At 72.1% G+C, this 18583-nt stretch carries 17 protein-coding genes; 10 read left to right on the top strand and 7 right to left on the bottom strand.

The window, feature by feature from the left end:
• Nucleotides 1-72: 72 nt before the first annotated feature.
• Nucleotides 73-342, bottom strand: a complete 270-nt coding sequence (locus tag IEZ31_RS45590; RefSeq protein WP_190256401.1) for a hypothetical protein — start codon at nt 340-342, stop codon at nt 73-75.
• A 294-nt stretch (nt 343-636) separates the two neighbouring features.
• Between IEZ31_RS45590 and IEZ31_RS45585 the strand changes: the two genes are divergently transcribed.
• The 5 genes from IEZ31_RS45585 (at nt 637) to IEZ31_RS45565 (ending at nt 5309) form a co-directional block, all read left to right on the top strand.
• The gene (locus tag IEZ31_RS45585) at nt 637-1455 is read left to right on the top strand and encodes a DUF4097 family beta strand repeat-containing protein (RefSeq protein WP_190256400.1); all 819 of its coding nucleotides are present in this window, start codon (nt 637-639) and stop codon (nt 1453-1455) included.
• Nucleotides 1452-2081, top strand: coding sequence for a PadR family transcriptional regulator (locus IEZ31_RS45580; protein WP_190256399.1), 630 nt, complete (start codon nt 1452-1454; stop codon nt 2079-2081). Before IEZ31_RS45585 ends, IEZ31_RS45580 begins: the two co-directional genes overlap by 4 nt.
• Before the next feature lie 83 nt (nt 2082-2164).
• Nucleotides 2165-2905: a response regulator transcription factor gene (locus tag IEZ31_RS45575; RefSeq protein WP_190256398.1), complete on the top strand. Its 741-nt coding sequence runs from the start codon at nt 2165-2167 to the stop codon at nt 2903-2905.
• A gap of 8 nt (nt 2906-2913) precedes the next feature.
• Nucleotides 2914-4383: a sensor histidine kinase gene (locus IEZ31_RS45570; RefSeq protein ID WP_190256397.1), complete on the top strand. Its 1470-nt coding sequence runs from the start codon at nt 2914-2916 to the stop codon at nt 4381-4383.
• A gap of 125 nt (nt 4384-4508) precedes the next feature.
• Nucleotides 4509-5309, top strand: a complete 801-nt coding sequence (locus tag IEZ31_RS45565) for a S1C family serine protease (RefSeq protein WP_229836858.1) — start codon at nt 4509-4511, stop codon at nt 5307-5309.
• Between the two features lie 226 nt (nt 5310-5535).
• On the opposite strand, the gene IEZ31_RS45560 is transcribed toward IEZ31_RS45565, so the two are convergent.
• Together IEZ31_RS45560 and glpK are read right to left on the bottom strand one after the other, a co-directional pair.
• Nucleotides 5536-6654, bottom strand: a complete 1119-nt coding sequence (locus IEZ31_RS45560; protein ID WP_190256395.1) for a serine hydrolase domain-containing protein — start codon at nt 6652-6654, stop codon at nt 5536-5538.
• Nucleotides 6655-6755: 101 nt separating this feature from the next.
• On the bottom strand, nt 6756-8231 hold the full coding sequence (gene glpK, locus IEZ31_RS45555; protein WP_190256394.1) for a glycerol kinase GlpK: 1476 nt from the start codon (nt 8229-8231) through the stop codon (nt 6756-6758).
• A 105-nt stretch (nt 8232-8336) separates the two neighbouring features.
• Here glpK and IEZ31_RS45550 point away from each other — a divergent pair, with 105 nt between their 5' ends.
• The 4 genes from IEZ31_RS45550 (at nt 8337) to IEZ31_RS45535 (ending at nt 14485) form a co-directional block, all read left to right on the top strand.
• Nucleotides 8337-11687 carry a cyclic nucleotide-binding protein gene (locus tag IEZ31_RS45550; RefSeq protein ID WP_190256393.1) on the top strand — a complete coding sequence of 1117 codons (3351 nt, stop codon included), beginning with the start codon at nt 8337-8339 and terminating at the stop codon, nt 11685-11687.
• Between the two features lie 12 nt (nt 11688-11699).
• Nucleotides 11700-11915 carry a hypothetical protein gene (locus IEZ31_RS45545; protein WP_190256392.1) on the top strand — a complete coding sequence of 72 codons (216 nt, stop codon included), beginning with the start codon at nt 11700-11702 and terminating at the stop codon, nt 11913-11915.
• 15 nt (nt 11916-11930) lie between these two features.
• A complete protein-coding gene (locus IEZ31_RS45540) occupies nt 11931-13121 on the top strand; it encodes a hypothetical protein (RefSeq protein ID WP_190256391.1) in 1191 nt (396 codons plus the stop codon).
• A gap of 65 nt (nt 13122-13186) precedes the next feature.
• Nucleotides 13187-14485 carry a CehA/McbA family metallohydrolase gene (locus tag IEZ31_RS45535; RefSeq protein WP_190256390.1) on the top strand — a complete coding sequence of 433 codons (1299 nt, stop codon included), beginning with the start codon at nt 13187-13189 and terminating at the stop codon, nt 14483-14485.
• A 54-nt stretch (nt 14486-14539) separates the two neighbouring features.
• On the opposite strand, the gene IEZ31_RS45530 is transcribed toward IEZ31_RS45535, so the two are convergent.
• A complete protein-coding gene (locus IEZ31_RS45530; protein WP_190256389.1) occupies nt 14540-14872 on the bottom strand; it encodes a helix-turn-helix domain-containing protein in 333 nt (110 codons plus the stop codon).
• Nucleotides 14869-15159 carry a type II toxin-antitoxin system RelE/ParE family toxin gene (locus tag IEZ31_RS58405; protein ID WP_190256388.1) on the bottom strand — a complete coding sequence of 97 codons (291 nt, stop codon included), beginning with the start codon at nt 15157-15159 and terminating at the stop codon, nt 14869-14871. Before IEZ31_RS58405 ends, IEZ31_RS45530 begins: the two co-directional genes overlap by 4 nt.
• Between IEZ31_RS58405 and IEZ31_RS45520 the strand changes: the two genes are divergently transcribed.
• Nucleotides 15158-15532, top strand: coding sequence for a hypothetical protein (locus IEZ31_RS45520; RefSeq protein ID WP_190256387.1), 375 nt, complete (start codon nt 15158-15160; stop codon nt 15530-15532). The two genes, IEZ31_RS58405 and IEZ31_RS45520, sit on opposite strands and share 2 nt — an antisense overlap.
• 46 nt (nt 15533-15578) lie before the next feature.
• Here the strand turns inward: IEZ31_RS45520 and IEZ31_RS45515 are convergent, their stop codons facing one another.
• Complete coding sequence (locus IEZ31_RS45515) at nt 15579-17687, bottom strand: putative bifunctional diguanylate cyclase/phosphodiesterase (RefSeq protein ID WP_190256386.1); 2109 nt, start codon at nt 17685-17687, stop codon at nt 15579-15581.
• 14 nt (nt 17688-17701) lie between these two features.
• A complete protein-coding gene (locus IEZ31_RS45510) occupies nt 17702-18511 on the bottom strand; it encodes an SAM-dependent methyltransferase (protein WP_190256385.1) in 810 nt (269 codons plus the stop codon).
• Nucleotides 18512-18583 lie beyond the last annotated feature (72 nt).

Genomic DNA, 18583 nt, shown 5'->3' with positions numbered 1-18583 from the left:
AGCCTATTGAGACACCTTCCCCGTCACCTCTGACCAGACCCCGGTCCAGAAACCGGATTGTTCAGCGGTCTCCTAGCCCGGCTCCGCCACCTCCCCGGCCGCTCCGTGGCTCGCGTTGGGCCGGCCGCGCGGGTCCGCCACCGCCTCCGCCGCCGCCGTCGCCGGCTGGCTGCGGGTCCGCGTCGGCTGGCCGTGGCGGTCCCCGTCCCACCGCGCAACATCCGCCGCGCTCGCCTGCCGCGCTCGCCTCGCCGCGCTCGCCTCGCCGCGCTCGCCCGCCGGCCTCGCCGCGTCCGCCGGCCCCGCCGAGTCCGCCCCGCTGGCCCGTCGGTCTGCGCCCATGATCGTGGGAAAGATCTGGCTGTCCCAGCGACCAAATGGTTCCAACGATCATGGCCGCCGCCAACGCCAACGCCGCCAACGCCAACGCCGCCACCCCAAGCCGCCGCCGGCAACCAAAGTCGCTATCCAGCGCCCGATCTCCGGGTATTCCCACCGGCAACCTGGCATTCTCCATCGACCGGCGGGGCAGGTGGCGTGGCCCCGCAAGCTCAGGTTCAGCGCCCACCACGCACCCGAGGATTGCCACGCCACCGACAGTCGCGATGTATCGCGTCTTGCGCTACGCTTTTTGGCATGAGGGCGTGGAAGATCACCGGGGCCGAGCGGCTCGCGGTGGAGGAACCGGTCAACAACCTGTCCGTGAGCCTGGTGGCCGGCCGGCTCAACGTCGTCGGAAGCGACGAGGGGCCCGCTCGCGTCGAGATCACCAGCATCGGCGAGCGCCCGGTCGAGGTCAGCGTCGACGACGGCACGCTGACCGTGTGGCACGAGTTCCCGAAGAAGTGGCCGGGCGTGCTGTGGTGGCTCTTCGGCTCGCGGTACAAGGTGGATTGCTCGATCGTCGTCCCGGTCGGCACCGTCGTCGAGCTCACCGTCGTGTCCGGCGTCGTCATCGCGTCCTCGCTGCGCAACGGGGCCACCGTCGACGTCACCAGCGGGCGCGTCACGCTGCTCGGCATCGACGGCGGGGTGCGTGGCAAGGTCATCTCGGGCTCGGTCGAGGCGCTCACGCTCGGCGGCGAGGTCGACCTGGAGACCGTGTCGGGCGAGATCGTCGTCGCCGACTCGACCGCGCACCGGGTCGCCGCGCGGACCATCTCCGGATCCGTCACGTGCGACCTCGACAACCCGCCGGACAACACCGACGTGCAGCTCGACACGGTGTCCGGGGAGATCACGGTGCGGGTGCGCGAGGACAGCGACCTGCGGGTCAGCGTCAACGCCGTCTCCGGGCACGTGGTCAACGCGTTCCCCGAGCTCGACCAGGTCGGCCGGGGCACCGTGACCGGGCGGCTCGGCTCGGGCACCCGCGGCCGGCTCGCGGTCAACGCGACATCTGGCACGATCTCGTTGTTGCGCCGGCCCGTCGACGACGAGGAAGCAAGCGAATGAGCGCTGTCTTCAGCCACGGGCGGCTCCGGCTGTACCTGTTGAAGCTCCTCGCCGACGGCCCACGCCACGGCTACGAGCTGATCCGGTTGCTGGAGAACCGGTTCCACGGGCTCTACGCGCCCTCCGCCGGCACGATCTACCCGCGCCTGCAGCGCATGGAGGCCGACGGGCTCATCACGCACACCGCGGTGGGCGGCCGGAAGGTCTACGAGATCACCGACGCCGGCCGGGCCGAGATCGACCAGCGCCAGGCCGAGCTGGTGTCGCTGGAGGCGGACATCAACGCGTCGCTCGCCGACCTCTCGACGCTGGCCGACGAGGTCGAGCAGGGCGTGCGCGGCTCGGTGCGCGACCTCAAGAAGGAGCTCCGGGAGGCCACCCGCCAGGCGCGCAGCGCGCCACCCGGCCCGAGCGGCTTCGGCTGGGGCTACCCGCCGCGTCCGGGCGCGGCCAAGCCGAGCGCCCCGCCCGCCGACGTGGTCACCGAGCTGGAGGACAAGGCCGCCCAGCTGCTGGCCGAGGTGCGCCGCCTCGCCCGCGCCGGGCGGGCGAGCCAGGAGACGATGCGGGCGACGCTGGTGGTGCTCGACGGCGCGATCGACCAGGTGCGGCGGTTGCTGCGCTAGCGTGGAACGAGGGGAAACGTACGTTCAGGTTCTTCCCAGGTAACCACCAGCCCTACTCCAGCGGGGGGCGGCAAGATATGCACATGGGGGTACGAGGCGGCGTCGCACAATCCGGGGGTGCATCGTCGCCAGGCGTGGCGCAGGCTGAGGCGAGACTGCTCGTGGTCGAGGATGATCCGAATATCCGCGAGCTTCTCTCGGCCAGCCTGCGTTTCGCCGGTTTTGCGGTTGACGCGGTGACCACCGGTTCCGAGGCGGTCACCGCGGCCCGCGAGGCGAAGCCCGATCTCGTCGTGCTCGACGTGATGTTGCCCGACCTCGACGGCTTCGAGGTGATCCGGCGGCTCCGCGAGGGCGGCATCCGACTTCCGGTCGTCTTCCTCACCGCCCGCGACGGCACCGAGGACAAGGTGCGCGGCCTGACGCTCGGCGGCGACGACTACGTCACGAAGCCGTTCAGCCTGGAGGAGCTCACCGCCCGCATCCGGGCCGTCCTCCGGCGCACCAACGGCGACCCGGGGCCCAACCGGCTCGTCTTCCACGACCTGGAGCTGGACGAGGAGACGCACGAGGTCACCCGGGCCGGGCAGACGATCGCGCTGTCGCCGACGGAGTTCAAGCTCCTGCGATACCTCATGCTGAACGCCGGCCGGGTGCTCTCCAAGGCGCAGATCCTCGACTTCGTCTGGAACTACGACTTCCGCGGTGACGACAGCATCGTCGAGTCGTATATCTCCTACCTGCGGCGCAAGGTAGACATCGCCGAGCCGCGCCTGATCCACACCCTGCGCGGCGTCGGTTACGTCCTGCGTCTGCCTGTCTGAGGCCCCGCATGTTGCGGTTCATCGCGGATGTCCCGCTGCGGGTCAAGTTGATCGCGGCGGTGCTGACGCTCGTCACCATGGCGCTGCTCGTCATCGGCGTGGCGAGCGCCCTCGTCATGCGCAGCTCGATGATCGACAAGGTCGACCAGCAGCTGCGCACGCTGGCCGACACCGTGGAGATCAGCCGCCTGCAGCAGCGCCAGGGCACCGACTCGGTGCTGCCGAGCAACTACTTCATCCTGTGGGCGACGGCCGGGCCGACGGGCCAGCTGGAGTATGGCTACGTGGGCACGCGCGACCCGGCCGCCCAGCCGCCGCCGCCCAACTCGGCCGAGGAGCTGCTCGCGCGCCTGGGCGAGCCCTACACGGTGACCACCAAGTCGACCCACGAGCGCTGGCGGATCCTCATCACCCAGCGCGGCTCCACGCTGCTGGTGATCTGCGAGAGCCTGTCGATGGTCGACAACGCGGTCGACGAGTTGGTCGCCGCCGAGCTGTTCGTGGGCGCGGGCGTGCTCGTCGTGCTGGCTGCGGTCGGTGTCACGATCGTGCGCACCTCGCTGCAGCCGCTGCGCGAGATCGAGCGCACCGCGGCCGCCATCGCCGCCGGCGACCTCACCAAACGTGTGCCGGAGAGCCCTCCCGAGACCGAGATGGGCCACCTGGCCGCCGCGCTGAACACGATGCTCGCCCAGATCGAGGGCGCGTTCAAGATGCGGCAGGCGTCGGAGGAGCGGATGCGGCAGTTCATCGCGGACGCCTCCCACGAGCTGCGCACCCCGCTGACGACGATCAGGGGTTTCGCCGAGTTGTACCGTCAGGGCGCCGCCCGCCAGCCGGAGGAGACCGGCGCGCTGGTCCGCCGCATCGAGGACGAGGCGTCCCGGATGGGCCTGCTGGTGGAGGACCTGCTCATGCTCGCCCGGCTCGACGAGGAGCGTCCGCTCAGCCTGGCCGACATGGACCTGCGCGTGATCGCTAGCGACGCCGTGGCCGCGGCCCGGGCGGTCGCGCCCGACCGGGAGATCGCGCTGGAGCTCGAGCGCGACGAGCCCATCGAGGTCAACGGCGACGAGGCCCGCCTGCGCCAGGTGGTCGGCAACCTGATGACCAACGCGCTGACGCACACGCCGGCCGGGTCGCCGGTCGAGATGCGGCTGCGCCGGGACGGCACCGACGCGCTCATCGAGGTCGTCGACCACGGGCCGGGGCTGACCGACGAGCAGGCGGCCCGGGTCTTCGAGCGGTTCTACCGGGTCGACAAGGCCCGCACCCGGCGGCAGGCCGGCGGCTCGCACAGCGGCAGCGGGCTGGGCCTCGCGATCGTCGCCGCACTGGTCGCCGTGCACAGCGGCACGGTGTCGGTGTTCGTCACGCCGGGTGGCGGAGCGACTTTCCAGGTTCGCCTGCCCCTCACAGGCGGTTCCCAGGGTGCGGTCAGTGCGCCGCAAGCTCCCGCAGTCAGGCTCAAATCATGAGCGAACAGCAGGGATGGGGCACGCCGGACGATCCGCACCACCGGCACGTGCCGCCGGCGGCTCCGGTGCCGCCACACGTGCCACACATGCAACGACCTCCCCAGTGGTACCCTCCGTCACCGTATGTGACGGCCCCGGTGTGGACTCCCGCGCCCCGCCGTCGCATCGGGCGGCGCGTCGCCGCCGTGGTGGCCGCGATCGCGCTGTCGGCGGCGTCCGCGGTCGGCGGCGGGTATGCGGCGCTGGAGCTGCGCCCGCAGAGCGCCGACACGATCGTGAGCGCGCAGAACTCGGCCCAGTCGAACTCGCCGACCGCCTCGCTCGCCGACGTGGCCGCCCGCGTCCTGCCCAGCGTGGTCTCGATCAACACCGGGTCGGCCGTCGGTTCGGGCGTCATCATCACCGCCGACGGCGCCATCCTGACCAACAACCACGTCGTGGCGACGGCCCGCGGCAGCTCGGTCGAGGTGACGTTCTCGGACGGCAAGACGGCCACCGCCACGGTCGTCGGCGCCGACCCGGGCACCGACCTCGCGGTGGTCAAGCTGCAGGGCGGCGCCACGTACACCCCGCTGGCCTTCGCCGACAGCGACCAGGTCCACGTGGGCGACACGGTCCTGGCCGTCGGCAGCCCGCTCGGCCTCGACAGCTCGGTCACCTCGGGCATCGTGAGCGCGCTCAACCGCACGATCGACGAGGGCCAGCAGAACAGCCGCTCGGCCAGCACGAAGATCTCGGGTGCGATCCAGACCGACGCCGCCATCAACCCGGGCAACTCGGGCGGCGCGCTGGTCAACACCGCGGGTCAGCTCATCGGCATCAACACCGCGATCGCCACGTCGGGCGACACGGCCGGCAACATCGGCGTCGGGTTCGCGATCTCCAGCAACACCGCGAAGTCGGTCGCGCAGCAGCTCCTCGGCTGACGCGCGGCACTGAGTCTGGTTCCCCTCCCAGAAAGAGAGGCGGCGCACCTGGCGGGGTGCGCCGCCTTTCTGGCGCTTCCTAGGCGAGTCGCCGGGGCAGGCGGAGGAAGCCGGCGCCGCGACGAGCAGCAGGATGCCGGCGCCCGCCCTGCCCGCCCGCACCGCGATCGGCCGTCCGCGAGCCCGCTCCGTGCGGTCGCGCCGGCCGGGCGCACGGCGACGCCCGCTACAGCACCCCCGTGGCCGCCCACATGGTCATGGCGAGGTTGAAGCCGCGCAGGTCGGCGACCTGGCCGGACATCTTGTTCATGACGTAGCAGAAGGTGGTGCGGGCGTCGAGGTCGATGATCGCCAGCGAGCCGCCGTAGCCGCCCCAGTACAGGGTGTTGGGGTTCGGCATCAGCCCCTCGCCGAGCGCGAAGCCCATCCCGAACCGCAGCGGCATGCCGAGGACCAGGTCCCGGCCCTCGATCTGCGGGTCGAGGGCGCGCCGGCAGCCGGCCTCGGACATGAACCGCCGCCCGTCGGCGACGCCGCCGTTGGCGAGGATGGTGTGCAGCCGGGCGACCGAGCGGGCGTTGCCGGTCCCGCCGCCGGCCGGGATCTCCGCGGCTCGCCAGGCGCGGGAGTTGACCTCCGACACCTCCGGCCCGGGGTTGGTTCCGACCCGGATCTGCAGTTCGGTCACGGCGAGCTCGGGCGGCGGTCCGTCCGGCGGGGCGATCAGCTCGGCCACCCGCGGCTCCTCGGACTCCGGCAGGCCGACGTGGAAGTCGGCCTGCAGCGGGCCGGCGAGCTCGTCGCGGAGCACGGCGCCCAGCGAACGCCCGGTGATGCGGCGCACCACCTCGCCGATCAGGTAGCCCTGGGTGATCGCGTGGTAGCCGCCGGCGGTGCCGGGCTCCCAGTCGGGGGCCTGCGCGGCCAGCAGCGCCGTGGCCTTCTCCCAGTCGTAGAGGTCCTCGGTGCGCATCGGCTCACGCCAGCCGGGCAGGCCGGCCGAGTGGCTCATCAGGTGGCTGACCTTGACGCCCTGCTTGCCGTTGGCGGCGAACTCGGGCCAGTAGCGGGCCACCGGCGCGTCGAAGTCGAGCTCGCCGCGATCGGCGAGCAGCAGGGCCACGAGCGCGGTCACGGTCTTGGTGGTGGAGTAGACGTTGACGATGGTGTCCCGCTGCCACGGGCGGGCGGCCGCCGCGTCGGCGAACCCGCCCCACAGGTCGACGACCGTCTCCCCGTCGACCGTCACGCACACGGCCGCGCCGACGTCCGCCCCGTTGGCCAGGTTCTCCGCGAACGCCGCTCGCAGCGACGCGTACTGATCTCGAGCAAACCCTTCGACCATGACGCCGAATGTAGGCGGGTCGGCGCATCGGTCGTACCGAATTTCGTTGGTCGATCTACCCGCGGCATAAGGGTAGATCGACCAACGTCTGTCGAGCCGGGTCAGTCGGCCCAGCCGAAGGAGCGTTCGACCGCCCGCAGCCAAAGCGCGTGGCCGCGGTCGCGAGCGGCCTCGTCCATCGCCGGCTCCCAGTGGCGGTCCGCGACCCACTTCGAGCGCAGTGTGTCGATGTCCGGCCAGAAGCCGACCGCCAGGCCGGCCGCGTACGCGGCACCCAGGGCCGTCGTCTCGGCCACCGTCGGGCGGACCACGGGGACGTCGAGCACGTCCGCCTGGAAGCCCATCAGCAGGTCGCTCGCCGTCATGCCGCCGTCGACCTTCAGGGTTTCCAGCGGTACCGCAGACTCCGCCATCATCGCGTCGACCACGTCCTTGACCTGCCACGCCGTCGCCTCAAGGGCGGCGCGGGCCAGGTGTCCCTTGGTGACGTACCCGGTCAGGCCGGTGATCACGCCGCGCGCGTCGGGGCGCCAGTGCGGGGCGAACAGGCCGGAGAACGCCGGCACGATGTAGCAGCCGCCGTTGTCGGTGACGGTGGCGGCCAGGTCGTTGATCTCCGGCGCCGAGCGGATCAGGCCCAGGTTGTCCCGCAGCCACTGCACCAGCGAGCCGGTGATCGCGATCGAGCCCTCCAGCGCGTAGACCGGCGGCGCGTCCCCGATCCGGTAGCCGACCGTCGTCAGCAGGCCACGCTCGCTCGCGACCGGGCGCTCGCCGGTGTTGAGCAGCAGGAAGGAGCCGGTGCCGTACGTGCACTTGGCCTCGCCGGGGGCGAAGCAGGCCTGGCCGAACAGGGCGGCCTGCTGGTCGCCGAGGGCGCTGGCGACCGGCACGCCGTGCAGCATCGTGCGGGCCTCGCCGTAGACGTACGACGAGGAGCCGATCTCGGGGAGCATCACGCGCGGGATGCCGAACGCGGCGAGCAGCTCGTCGTCCCAGTCCAGCGTCGTGAGGTTCATGAGCATGGTCCGGCTGGCGTTGGTCACGTCGGTGACGTGCCGGCCGGTCAGCTTCTCGATGAGCCAGGTGTCGACCGTGCCGAACCGGATCTCGCCCGCCTCGGCCCGTTCCCGCAGGCCGGGGACGTGCTCGAGGAGCCAGACGATCTTCGGGCCGGCGAAGTACGTGGCGAGCGGCAGGCCGCAGCGGGAGCGGAACCGGTCGGGGCCGGCGTCGCCGGCCAGCGTGCGGATCAGCCCGTCGGTGCGGGTGTCCTGCCAGACGATCGCCGGGTGGACGGGCTCGCCGGTCGCCGCGTCCCACAGGATCGTCGTCTCGCGCTGGTTGGTGATGCCGATGGCGGCGACATCGGCTCGGGACAGTCCCGCCTGGTCCAGGGCGCGGGTCGACACCGCCTGGACGTTGTGCCAGATCTCGACCGGGTCGTGCTCGACCCAGCCGGGGCGGGGGAAGCTCTGGTGGTGTTCGCGCTGGTCGAGCGCCACGATGGCGCCGTCCTGGTCGAACACGATCGCACGGGAGGAGGTGGTCCCCTGATCGATGGCGAGGATGTACACAGTGCCATCTTCGCCGAATCGCTGTCACGTTCGGGACGGAACCTACCCGTGGCGAAATCGCCCGCTTAAAGTCCGTTGGCCGGAACCGTGCCGACAGGAGCGACAGTGGCCGTCATAGAGACGCGGATCAGTGTCTGGGAGGCGCTTGCCGGGCGTGCCCCGGGAGTGCCGCTCGGCCCTGCCGACGTCGGGCTGTGGCACGCCGTGGCCGACCGGCTCAACCCGGCCCGGGCGCGGCCGGCGCTCCGCGAGGGGATCGAGGCGGTCAGCCTCACGTCGGCGCGGGGCGTCGAGTACGTCATGGTCCGTTCGCCCGACGCGGGAGAATCCTGCTACCTGCGCCTGACGCCGCAGGAGTGGCGGCTCGCCGGGCTCATGGACGGCAGCCGCACGGTGGCCCGGCTGGTCGCCGAGTTCGCCCGCATCTCCGGCCGGCTCGCCCCCGAGCAGGTCACCCGGATCGTCGCCGACCTCGCCGGCAACCGGATGCTCGACGAGCTGCCGGTCGACGCCTTCCACCGGCTGCAGCGGGTCCACCGCCGGCCGTGGCCGATCCGGCTCGGCAAGGCGCTGCTGGCGACCGCCCGCGGTCAGCGGGTCGTGCTGGCCCGCGTCGACCCGGTGGTCACGTTCCTCTACAAGGCCGGCGGGCGGCTGTTCTTCACCCGGTTCGTCGCGGTGCTCGCCGGGCTGGTGGCCCTGGCCGGCCTCGGCGTCTTCGTGTGGAACTGGTTCCGCGCCGACCAGTCGGTGTTCCTGACCGGCGACTCGTACTTCGCCGGCGCCCTCGTCCTGCTCGGCCTGAACGTCTTCGCGCTCGGGTGCCACGAGCTGGGGCACGCGCTGGGGGCCAAGCACGCGGGGAGGCGGGTGCCGGCCGCGGGTTTCCTGGTGTACTTCGGGATCCCCTCGGTCTTCGTGGACACCACCGACGTCTGGATGGCCGGCCGCCGCGCCCGCATCGTCACCACCGTCGCCGGCCCGGCCACCGGGCTGGTCCTGGCCGGCGCCTGCCAGCTCGCCGGCCTGTTCTTCCCCGAGCTGCAGCCGTGGACGTTCAAGCTGGCCTTCGCGTGGTACCTCAACGCCCTGTTCAACCTGAACCCGTTCCTGGCGCTCGACGGGTACTACCTGCTCATGGACTGGCTCGAGGTGCCCAACCTGCGGGCCCGCGGGCTGGCCTGGGTGGTCGCCCGGCTGCGCCGCCGCCCGCCGCGGTTCGGGGACCTCGATCGCGAGGGCCGGCTGGTCGCGCTCTACGGCATGCTCGCGGTCGTCTGGCTGGCGATCGCCGCGAACCTGATGTACCGCATCTACACCGACCGCATCGCCGGCGTCGCCACCGGCCTGTGGAACGCCGGCTGGCTGGCCCGCGGCCTGCTCGTGGTGATCGTGGCCGGGCTGCTCGCCCCGGTCGTGTACCTGCTGTTCGCTTGGCTGAAGCGCCGTTTGAGAAGGCTGCGCGACCGGCTCGGCGAGCGCAAGCTGCTGCGCGACGAGCCGCGCCGCCTGGCCGCCCTCAGCGCGTCGAGCCTCAGCGACCTGCCGCCGGCCGCGCTGGCCGCTTTGGCGGAGCACGCCCGCTGGGTGCACCCGCGCACGGGCGAGCAGCTGGTCTTCGCCGGAGCGGCGCAGCAGTCGGTGTACGTGGTCGTCGACGGCGCGCTGGAGGGCCGCCGCCCCGGCGACCCGTCCGGCACGGTCCGCGAGCGGGTCGGGCGCGGCGGCGTCGTCGGGCTCGCCAACGCCCTGACCGGTGCGCCGGCGGCGCTCGGCTGGCTGACCGCCGGTACCACACTGCTGGCCATCCCGCCCTCGACGGTCGCCGCGGCGGTCGGGCAGCTTCCCGGGCCGCCGCCGGCCGAGTGGGCCGAGCTCGAGACGCTCATGGGCGAGACGCCGGCGCTGGCCTCGCTGAGCGGCGAGGACCGGCTCGGGCTGCTCACCCGGGCCCGGCCGATGCACTTCGGCCCCGGCCAGCCGGTGGTGCTGCGCGGCGGCAACGACGCGCTGGTCGTCGCCGCGGGCACGCTGATGCTGCCCGAGGGCGTCGAGCTGCAGCGTGGGTCGATGATCGGGCCGTACGGCGACGGTTCGCCCGGCCAGGTCGCGACCGCGCGCACCCCCGTCCGCGCCTGGCTGCTGCCGGCCGTCGGGGGCCTGCCGCTGCTGCTCGGCCGCCAGGCGGAGATCGCGGCGGCCGCCGGTGGGCGCCGCCCGTCGTCCGGCGCGCACCCGCCGGCCAACTACCCGCCGCTCGCGGCGCCGCCCGGCCCGCCACCGCCCGTCGACAACTCGGTCGACCGGCGGTTCGAGAAGAAGCTGTGGTGGCTGCTCGTCCTGCTGCTGCTGTTCGCGCTGTTCCTGACCGGCAGCAACCTGTTCTCGGGCCCGGTGTGGGCGGAGATGCCGACCGACCGCGCCCTGGTCGGCGTCACGCGGGGCACCGCGCACGTGGAGATCGAAGGTCAGTCGCGCACGATGACGCGGGGTTCCAAGGTGTACGTCCAGAAGGGCGACTCCATCACCATCGCCGACCGGTCGACGGCCACCCTGACCTTCCGCGGCGGCAGCGTCACGGTGCTCTGCGCCGGCTCCCGCCTCGACGTGGGGGAGCTGCTGAGCGACCCGACGACCCCGATCCAGCCCAACGGCGCGCTCACGCTGCGCGGCGGCCGGATCCTGGTCGACACGACCTCGACCACGACGGCGTTCAAGCCGCTGCGGCTGTCCGTCGGCGACATCGCCAACGACGGCGCCGCGCGGTTCGCGCTGAGCGCCGGCAACGACGCGGCCGACGTGGGCAAGGGCGTCGTCCACGCCGACGGAACGCCGCTGGACGTCGACCCGCAGGCCGACCTGACGTGCGGCGACGGTGTCGTACTGCCGAAGCCGGGCGGCACCCCGTCCGTCGTCCCGTCGGCCTCGGACACGCCGTCAGCTTCCCCGTCACCGTCGGACTCGCTGTCCCCGTCCCCGTCCGCGTCGGCGTCAGCCTCCCCGACGCGGTCTCCCACCCGGTCACCGTCAGCAACCGTCACAACCGCCCCACCGACCAGCGCGGCGCCGACAACTTCGCCGCCTCGGGTGAACCGGCCGCCGGTGATCACCGTGACCCAACAGCCTGGCAGCCCGATTCAGCAATGGGTCAGCAACGAATACACGTGCTACGAGGGCGTCGCTGCCGTGAGCGTTACAGCGACCGTGACAGATGACCAAGGACCGCTCAAGGGCGTCACGCTGTCGTGGAGCGGGTTCGCGTCAGGCAGCCGGCCGATGTCCCTTCGAGGCACCAGCTACACCGCCACACTGGGCCCGGTGAACTACCCAGGCAAGGACAATTCCGGCGGAACGCTGACCGTCACTATCACGGCGACCGACTCCGAAGGGAAGTCGGCCAGCCTCAACGCCAACGCCGTCACTGTCGCCGCATGCTCAGTTCCCATCATCACGTAGGTAGGAGAGGCTGTGCTCTGTTGGTTCTGCGCCAAGGCGGCGCGGGGGTCGTGCCGGTTCTGCGGCCGCGGGCTGTGCGAGGACCATGCACGGTTCGGCCCCTATCTGCTGGAGGTGCACCGCTCGCAGCGCCGCGGCCGGGCCGAAGGGCTGGTCGTGGAGGACGCGGTGCAGTGCGGGACCTGCCGGCCGCGGCCCCAACCGGTGCCGATGCCAGAGCTCGACTGATTTCGGGGGTTTGTCATGTCCGACTTCGACGACGTGCTGGAGCGACTGCTGAGCGATCCGGGCTTCAAGGCCCGGCTGGCGGCGGACCCGGCGTCGGCCCTGGCCGGATACCGGCTGAGCGCCGAGGAGCTGGAGGTGCTGCGCGTCCAGGTCGGCGCCGACCCGGGTGGAGAGTCGCGGGTCGAGCAGCGGACCAGCAAGGCCGGGATGTTCGGGCTCTTCTCGGAGATGGGCTCGATCGGCTCCGGCATCGGCGACGCCGTCGCGGGCAGCCACGGTCACGGCCACGGCATCGGGGATGCCGTCGGGGCGGTCGGCGGGCGCCACGCGGCGCCGTCGTTCGACGACGCCGGGTCCGGGGCCGGGTTCGGGCGGCACCTCGGGGCGGTCGGCGAGGCGGCTGGCGGCTTCGACGTGCGGGCCGGTTCGGGCGGTTTTGCCGAGGCGGGTCCCGGCGGTGCTTACGCGTCCTCGGGTGACGGCTACGCGGCGGCCGGGCCCGGCTATGCGGCGGGATACGGCAGCGATCCCGGGTACGGCGCTGCGGGCCTGGCCGAGGCCGGCTACGGGCAGCCGGAGGCCGGCTACGGACAGGCCGACGCGTCCTACGGCAACGCCGGCCTGGCCGAGGCGCCGGGTGCGGAGCGCGGCCCGTCCTACTACGGCGGGAATGCGGGCGGCGACTACGGCAACGCCGGCCTCGCCGAGGCCGGGCACGGGCAGGTGGACGAGCCCCACGGCTTCGCCGGCCTGGCCGAGGCGCCCAGCGGCGTGCCCACCGAGGTCGAGCGGGACGGGCAGGGCACCGTGTATCGGGCCAGCACCTACGGATCGAGCACCCCGCCCGCTCCGCCGTCGCACGGCGGTGGGCTCGCCGGGCTGGTCGGCGACCAGGGCTGGTCGGGGCAGCCGTCCTCCCTCGGGGAGCGGCACGGGCTGGGCGCGCCCACCGACGGGTATCACACGCGGGTCGACTGGGACGGCGACGGACGGTGGGACCAGCATACGTACGTCAACCGGTCGGACGGCGGCGTCAACATCATCGTCGACGCGGACGGCGACGGGCGTCCGGAGTTCGTCGGGCATGACGTCAACCGGGACGGGCTGATCGACTCGTCCGAGGTTGACACCAACCACGACGGGCGGATGGACGCGCGGTACGAGGACGTGAACGGCGACGGCTGGCTGGACCGGCGCACGCGCTGACAATGTTCGCCCGCAAGACATGAACATGTTTCTACATATTGACGGTCGTCGAGTTGGCTGACGCCATGAGTGACCACAGCCACGACCACTCTCACCCCCACCACCACTCGTCCGGCGACTCCGCCGGGCTCGGGCGGCGCGGGCTCCTCGCCGGCGCCGCCGGCGCGGGTGGCCTGCTCCTGCTGGCCGCCGCCCCCGGCCGGGCCGCCGCCGCCCCGGCCGGCACCCACCTGGCCGAGTCCGCCACAGCTGCGACGGCGGGCAGCGCGGCCGCCCTCACGGGTGCGTCGCGGGCGTCGGCGATCACGCAGGGCACCACGCTGGTGCACGCCGACATGCACAACCACACCGTGATGTCCGACGGCGACGGCGACCCGAACCTCGCCTTCGCCTCGATGCGCTCGGCCGGCCTCGACGTCGCCGCGCTGACCGACCACGCGACGCTGTTCTCGATCAGCGGCCTGTCGAAGTCGGAGTGGGACCGCACCGGCACGCTGGCCAACGCGGCCGACGACCCCGGCAACTACACCGCGATCCGCGGCTTCGAGTGGTCCCACCCGCTGCTGGGCCACGTCAACGTCTGGGGCACCGCCAGCTTCACCGACCTGGGTGGCTCCAGCAACATGGGCGGCCTGTACAACTGGATCATCAACAACGGCGGCATCGCCAGCTTCAACCACCCGGGCCGCGAGATCGCCCGCTTCGGCAACTTCTCCTACACCGCGTCGGCCCGCGACGCGATGGTCAGCCTGGAGATGTTCAACCGCGGCGACGACTACCTCTTCGACGGCTGGTCCGACGGCCGCACCTCGGCGCTCAACGCCTGCCTCAACGCCGGCTGGCGCACGGGCCTGAGCGGCGTGTCGGACGAGCACGGCACCAACTGGGGCTTCCCCGAGGGCAAGGGCCGGATGGGCCTGTGGGTGACCCAGAACACCCGCGCCGGCGTCTTCGAGGCCATGCGCGCCCGCCGCTTCTTCGCCACGCGCGTGTCCGGCCTGCGCCTGGACGCGACCGCGACCACCCCGGCGGGCGCGGTGGCCCGCATGGGCGGCGTCCTGCCGATGTCCCGCGGCGACGTCCGCTTCGCCGTCGACCTCAACCGCGGCCCGGAGTGGGACGGCAAGCCCCTGCGCATCCAGGTCCTCCGCCCCGGCTCGACCGCCCCGACCGTCCCCCTCGTCGTGGATACGGTGGCCAACACGGTGGCGACGTTCACGCTCCCGCTGGACGTGGCCGCGGGCAACTGGGTGGTCCTGCGCGTCAGCGACCCGACCCAGCCCAACCCCAGCCCGGGCCCGAACGCCCACCCGTGCAACGACTTCGGCGTGGCATACTCCAGCCCCTGGTGGCTCCAGCCCTGACAAAGCGGCACAACGTGGCCGGCCGGGGCGAGCCGCCTGGCCGGCCGCGGTCTTTCAGGCGACGTTGAGCTGAATGTTGCCGATCCGCACCACGACGTCGAGGTGCCCGCCAAGCCCGAGCACGTACGCCCGGAGGGTGTCGAGGCCGACCGCGTCGCCGTTCTCGATCTGGCTGATGCGTGCCTGGGACAGGCCGGTGGCCTCGGCGAGCTGCACCTGCGTCAAACCGAGCTGTTGCCGGATTTCGGCCAGTTGGGCCCCGCTGACCGAGGCGAGCATCCGTTCGCGCATCCGCTGCCGGCGCTCGACCCGCTCGACGGAGTCCCACTCCGGATCGACGGCACGAGCTTCCGTCCGGACGTCACGCCAGTTCACGGCCCCGGTCATGAGCGTTCCTCCGCCTTCATCGCGATCAGGTGCTGCGCGTACCGCTCGTCCGCGAGCGGAATCGCCTCGTGATACCACTCCTGCCAGTGTCCCGACTTGTCGCCCGCCACCAGGATGATCGCCTCGCGGAGCGGGTCGAACGCAAAAATCATCCGAACCTCGCTGGTGCCGGCTGAGCCTGGCCGGACGGGTTGGTGTGGAGGACGTGGCACGTTTCGGGGAGCAGGGGGTGTGCGGGTGCACCTACCGTTGCATGGGTAGACGGACCGACGCCTGGAGCAGGACATGAGCGACTATGAGCTCGACTGGGGCAGCGAGGACGGCCTCCACGTCGACCACGGCGGTGGAGTCGACCATGTCTTCGGCGACCACCAGTTCGACCAGCACGACCAGCAGCACGACCAGCACGACCACTTTGATCACGCAATAGAGACCGATGGGCACGACGACATCACCGGGGTGTTCGCGATCGACGGGGACGTCGAGGACGAGCCGCTCGACGGGGGCGACGACGACGTCGACCTGCCCGACTGGCAGCTCGACCCCGATTTCACCACCGGACACTACGACCTGATCGGTGCGGACCCGCACGAAGACGACATGTGGTCGCAGTTCATGACCGACATGCACGAAGAAGTGAACCCCTACGCCGCTCACTGAGTCGGATGCCGGACGCGGCGGCCGTGTCGCGCCTCGCCTGAAAGTATCAGTCGAGATTGATCGCCGAGGCGGGGCCGGGGCTCGCGTAGTACCAGCCCTGAGCGGTGTCGCAGCCGAGGGCCTGGAGGCGGCTGGCCTGTTCGGCGGTCTCCACGCCCTCGGCGGTGACGCTCAGCTTGAGCGTGTGGGCCAGGCCGATCACGGCCGCCACGATCTGCTCGTCCACCGGGTCGGGGCGCTCCGGCGGGCGCAGCCCGGCGACGAACGAGCCGGCCAGCTTGAGGCTGTGCACCGGGAGGTGCCGCAGGTATGCGAAGTTCGAGTAGCCGGTGCCGAAGTCGTCGATGGCGATGCGCGGGCCGAGCTCGGCGAGCGCCTTCAGGGCCTCGGTGGGCTCGCCGCCGGTGCCCATGACCGCGCTCTCCGTCAGCTCCAGCTGGAGCCGCTCGGGAGCCAGCCCGGTCTGCTCCAGGATCGCCTTGACGTCCCGGACGATCGTGCGGTCGCGCATCTGGCGCACCGCCAGGTTGACGCTCATGAGCGGCGCCTTGTCCGGCGCGGTGCGGTGCCACTCCGCCGCCTGCTTGCAGGCCTCGTGCAGCACCCAGCGGCCCAGCGGGACGATCAGGCCCGTCTCCTCGGCCATGCCGATGAACGCGTCGGGCCCCAGCACCCCGAAGCGCGGGTGCCGCCAGCGGACCAGCGCCTCGACGCCCATGATGCGGGCGTCCGAGAGGCGGACGAGCGGCTGGTACTCGACGAAGAACTCCCGCCGCTCCAGCGCCGCCGGCATGCTCGCCGACAGCTCGTACCGCGTGACCTCCCGCGCGTGCCGGTCGGCGTCGAACAGCGCCAGGCGGTTGCGGCCGTCGGCCTTCGCCCAGTAGAGCGTGGTGTCGGCCGCCTTCATCAGCTCGCCGGTGCTCGTGCCCTGCAGCGGCTGCTCGACGACGCCGATGCTGGCGGAGATGCTGATCTCGTGCCCGCCGACGTGGACCGGCGCGCGGACGGTGTCGAGGGCCTTCTCGGCGACCGAGACGACCTGCTCGGTGCTGGCGGAGTTCTCGATGAGCACCACGAACTCGTCGCCACCCATGCGCGCGACGAGCTGGCCCTCGCCGTTGATCGACCGGGCCAGCCGGCGGGCGACGGTCTGTAGCAGCTGGTCGCCGACGTCGTGGCCGAGCGTGTCGTTGATGACCTTGAACCCGTCGACGTCCAGATAGCAGACGCCGACGCGGGCGTCGCCGGACGCGTCCTCGAGCAGCGCCGCGAGCCGATCGAAGAACAGCGTGCGGTTCGGCAGCTGGGTCAGCGGGTCGTGCAGCGCCTGGTGGCGGAGGCGGACCTGCAGGAGGTGCCGCTCGGTGATGTCCTCGAACATGGCGACGAGCCAGCGCGGCCGGTCCTCGTCGTCGCGGATCACCGAGGCGACCAGGTCGGTCCAGACCCGGTGCCCGTCCTTGTGGATGTAGGGCTTCTCGATCCGCACCTGCTCCCGCTGCCCGGCGAACAGGTCGGCGAAGAGTTCGGCGGCCGACGGCGGGTCGTCCGGCAGTACGAAATCCTCGAACGTCATCGCGAGCAGCTCGTCGGCGGTGTAGCCGAGCATGTCGCACAGCGCCTGGTTGACCTCGACCACGCGCCCGTCGACGGTGCTCACGCTCATTCCGATGGCCGCGCCGGCGAAGATCGCGCGGAACCGCGCGTCGCTGACCCGGCGGCCCTCCTCGGCGCGGGCCTGCGACCACAGCGCCGCGGTGCGGATCTCCTCCTGCTCCTCGAGGACGCGGTCGCGCAGGGCGAGGGCGTAGCCGGCCGCGAGCGCGCCCTGGATCTGCGCGATGCGGCGGGCCGGCGCGTTGCCGAACTGCTCGCTGAGCACGGCCATCGTGCGCTCCACCGTCGTCGGCTCGGTGAAGTGGGCCGCGACCAGCGTGGCACCGACCTCGCGCACGTCGGCCGGGTCGAAGACCTCGGCCGTCAGGGCGTGGATGATGCGCGTCGAGAGACTGGTGAGGAAGTCCTGGACCTCCAGGCCGCTCATCGACACGTAACTCGTGCCGGCAACTGCCAGTGACCAGGCGCGTGCCATCCGTTCGGCGGCACGGTGCGGGCGGTCCCGCGACGTCGGCGTGGGGCTGAGGGCGGTCATGATCGGCGGCGCCACTAGTCCTTGCGGGCGACGGCGGCGAAGCCCAGCGCATCGCCTTCGGGAACGCTCGCGCTGTCCGGCTCCGGCCGCCATTCCCAGGGCGAGACGATGCCGGGCTCGAGGGGCGTGAGGTCGCCGAGGAGCCGCTCGACCTCTTGCCGGGTGCGCAGGATCAGCGGGTTGGGCGACTTGCGGTACATCTCCCAGGCCTCGGCCTCGGCGGGGGTCAGCTCGCGGTCGAGCCCGGCGTGCGAGAGCACGACGTGGCTGCCCGGGACCCCGGCGGCGGCGTATCCGGCGACGATCTCGGCCGGGTGCTGCTCGTCGGGCACGAAGTGCAGCACCGCGACGAGCAGGAAGGCGACCGGCCGGGTGAAGTCGATCAGGCCGCTCACCTGCGGCTTGGCCAGCACTTCGGCCGGGTCGCGCAGGTCGCCGGCGACGACGGCGGTGCCGGGCACGTCGGCGAGGATCGCGCGGCTGTGCGCGACGGCGACCGGGTCGTGGTCGACGTAGACGACCTTGGCGTCGGTGATGCCGGCGTCGGCGAGGACCTCGTGGACGTTGCCGACGGTCGGGATGCCCGAGCCGAGGTCGAGGAACTGCCGGACGCCCAGGTCGGCGAGGGTGGTCACGGCGCGGCGCAGGAACGCCCGATTGCTGCGGACCAGCGGGACGACCGAGGGCATGGCCTTGAGGACCTGCTCGGCGAAGGCGCGGTCGGCGGCGAAGTTGTGGGAGCCGCCGAGGTAGTAGTCGTAGACGCGGGCCACGCTCGGCCGATCGAGGTCGACGTCTGCGGGTGCCCAGCTCGGTCGCTCCACAGATCAACACTCCTCGAAAAATTCGTCGGCGTCGCGAGCATACGTGTGGGCGAGCGGGAGCAAAACCCGCCG

It is taken from the genome of Dactylosporangium sucinum, from assembly GCF_014647515.1.
In the GTDB taxonomy this organism is placed as follows: domain Bacteria; phylum Actinomycetota; class Actinomycetes; order Mycobacteriales; family Micromonosporaceae; genus Dactylosporangium; species Dactylosporangium sucinum.
Note: the sequence above shows the minus strand (reverse complement) of the source record. Positions and strands in the feature narration are given on the sequence as shown.

What these genes read in the sequence shown, in the direction of transcription:
- IEZ31_RS45580 (WP_190256399.1), top strand. Translation starts at nt 1,452, where the DNA reads ATGAGCGCTGTCTTCAGCCACGGGCGGCTCCGGCTGTACCTGTTGAAG.
- IEZ31_RS45530 (WP_190256389.1), bottom strand. Translation starts at nt 14,872, where the DNA reads ATGACCGGGGCCGTGAACTGGCGTGACGTCCGGACGGAAGCTCGTGCC.
- IEZ31_RS45590 (WP_190256401.1), bottom strand. Translation starts at nt 342, where the DNA reads ATGGGCGCAGACCGACGGGCCAGCGGGGCGGACTCGGCGGGGCCGGCG.
- IEZ31_RS45585 (WP_190256400.1), top strand. Translation starts at nt 637, where the DNA reads ATGAGGGCGTGGAAGATCACCGGGGCCGAGCGGCTCGCGGTGGAGGAA.
- IEZ31_RS45560 (WP_190256395.1), bottom strand. Translation starts at nt 6,654, where the DNA reads ATGGTCGAAGGGTTTGCTCGAGATCAGTACGCGTCGCTGCGAGCGGCG.
- IEZ31_RS45535 (WP_190256390.1), top strand. Translation starts at nt 13,187, where the DNA reads ATGAGTGACCACAGCCACGACCACTCTCACCCCCACCACCACTCGTCC.
- IEZ31_RS45570 (WP_190256397.1), top strand. Translation starts at nt 2,914, where the DNA reads ATGTTGCGGTTCATCGCGGATGTCCCGCTGCGGGTCAAGTTGATCGCG.
- IEZ31_RS45520 (WP_190256387.1), top strand. Translation starts at nt 15,158, where the DNA reads ATGAGCGACTATGAGCTCGACTGGGGCAGCGAGGACGGCCTCCACGTC.
- IEZ31_RS45575 (WP_190256398.1), top strand. Translation starts at nt 2,165, where the DNA reads ATGGGGGTACGAGGCGGCGTCGCACAATCCGGGGGTGCATCGTCGCCA.
- IEZ31_RS45540 (WP_190256391.1), top strand. Translation starts at nt 11,931, where the DNA reads ATGTCCGACTTCGACGACGTGCTGGAGCGACTGCTGAGCGATCCGGGC.
- IEZ31_RS58405 (WP_190256388.1), bottom strand. Translation starts at nt 15,159, where the DNA reads ATGTCCTGCTCCAGGCGTCGGTCCGTCTACCCATGCAACGGTAGGTGC.
- IEZ31_RS45515 (WP_190256386.1), bottom strand. Translation starts at nt 17,687, where the DNA reads ATGACCGCCCTCAGCCCCACGCCGACGTCGCGGGACCGCCCGCACCGT.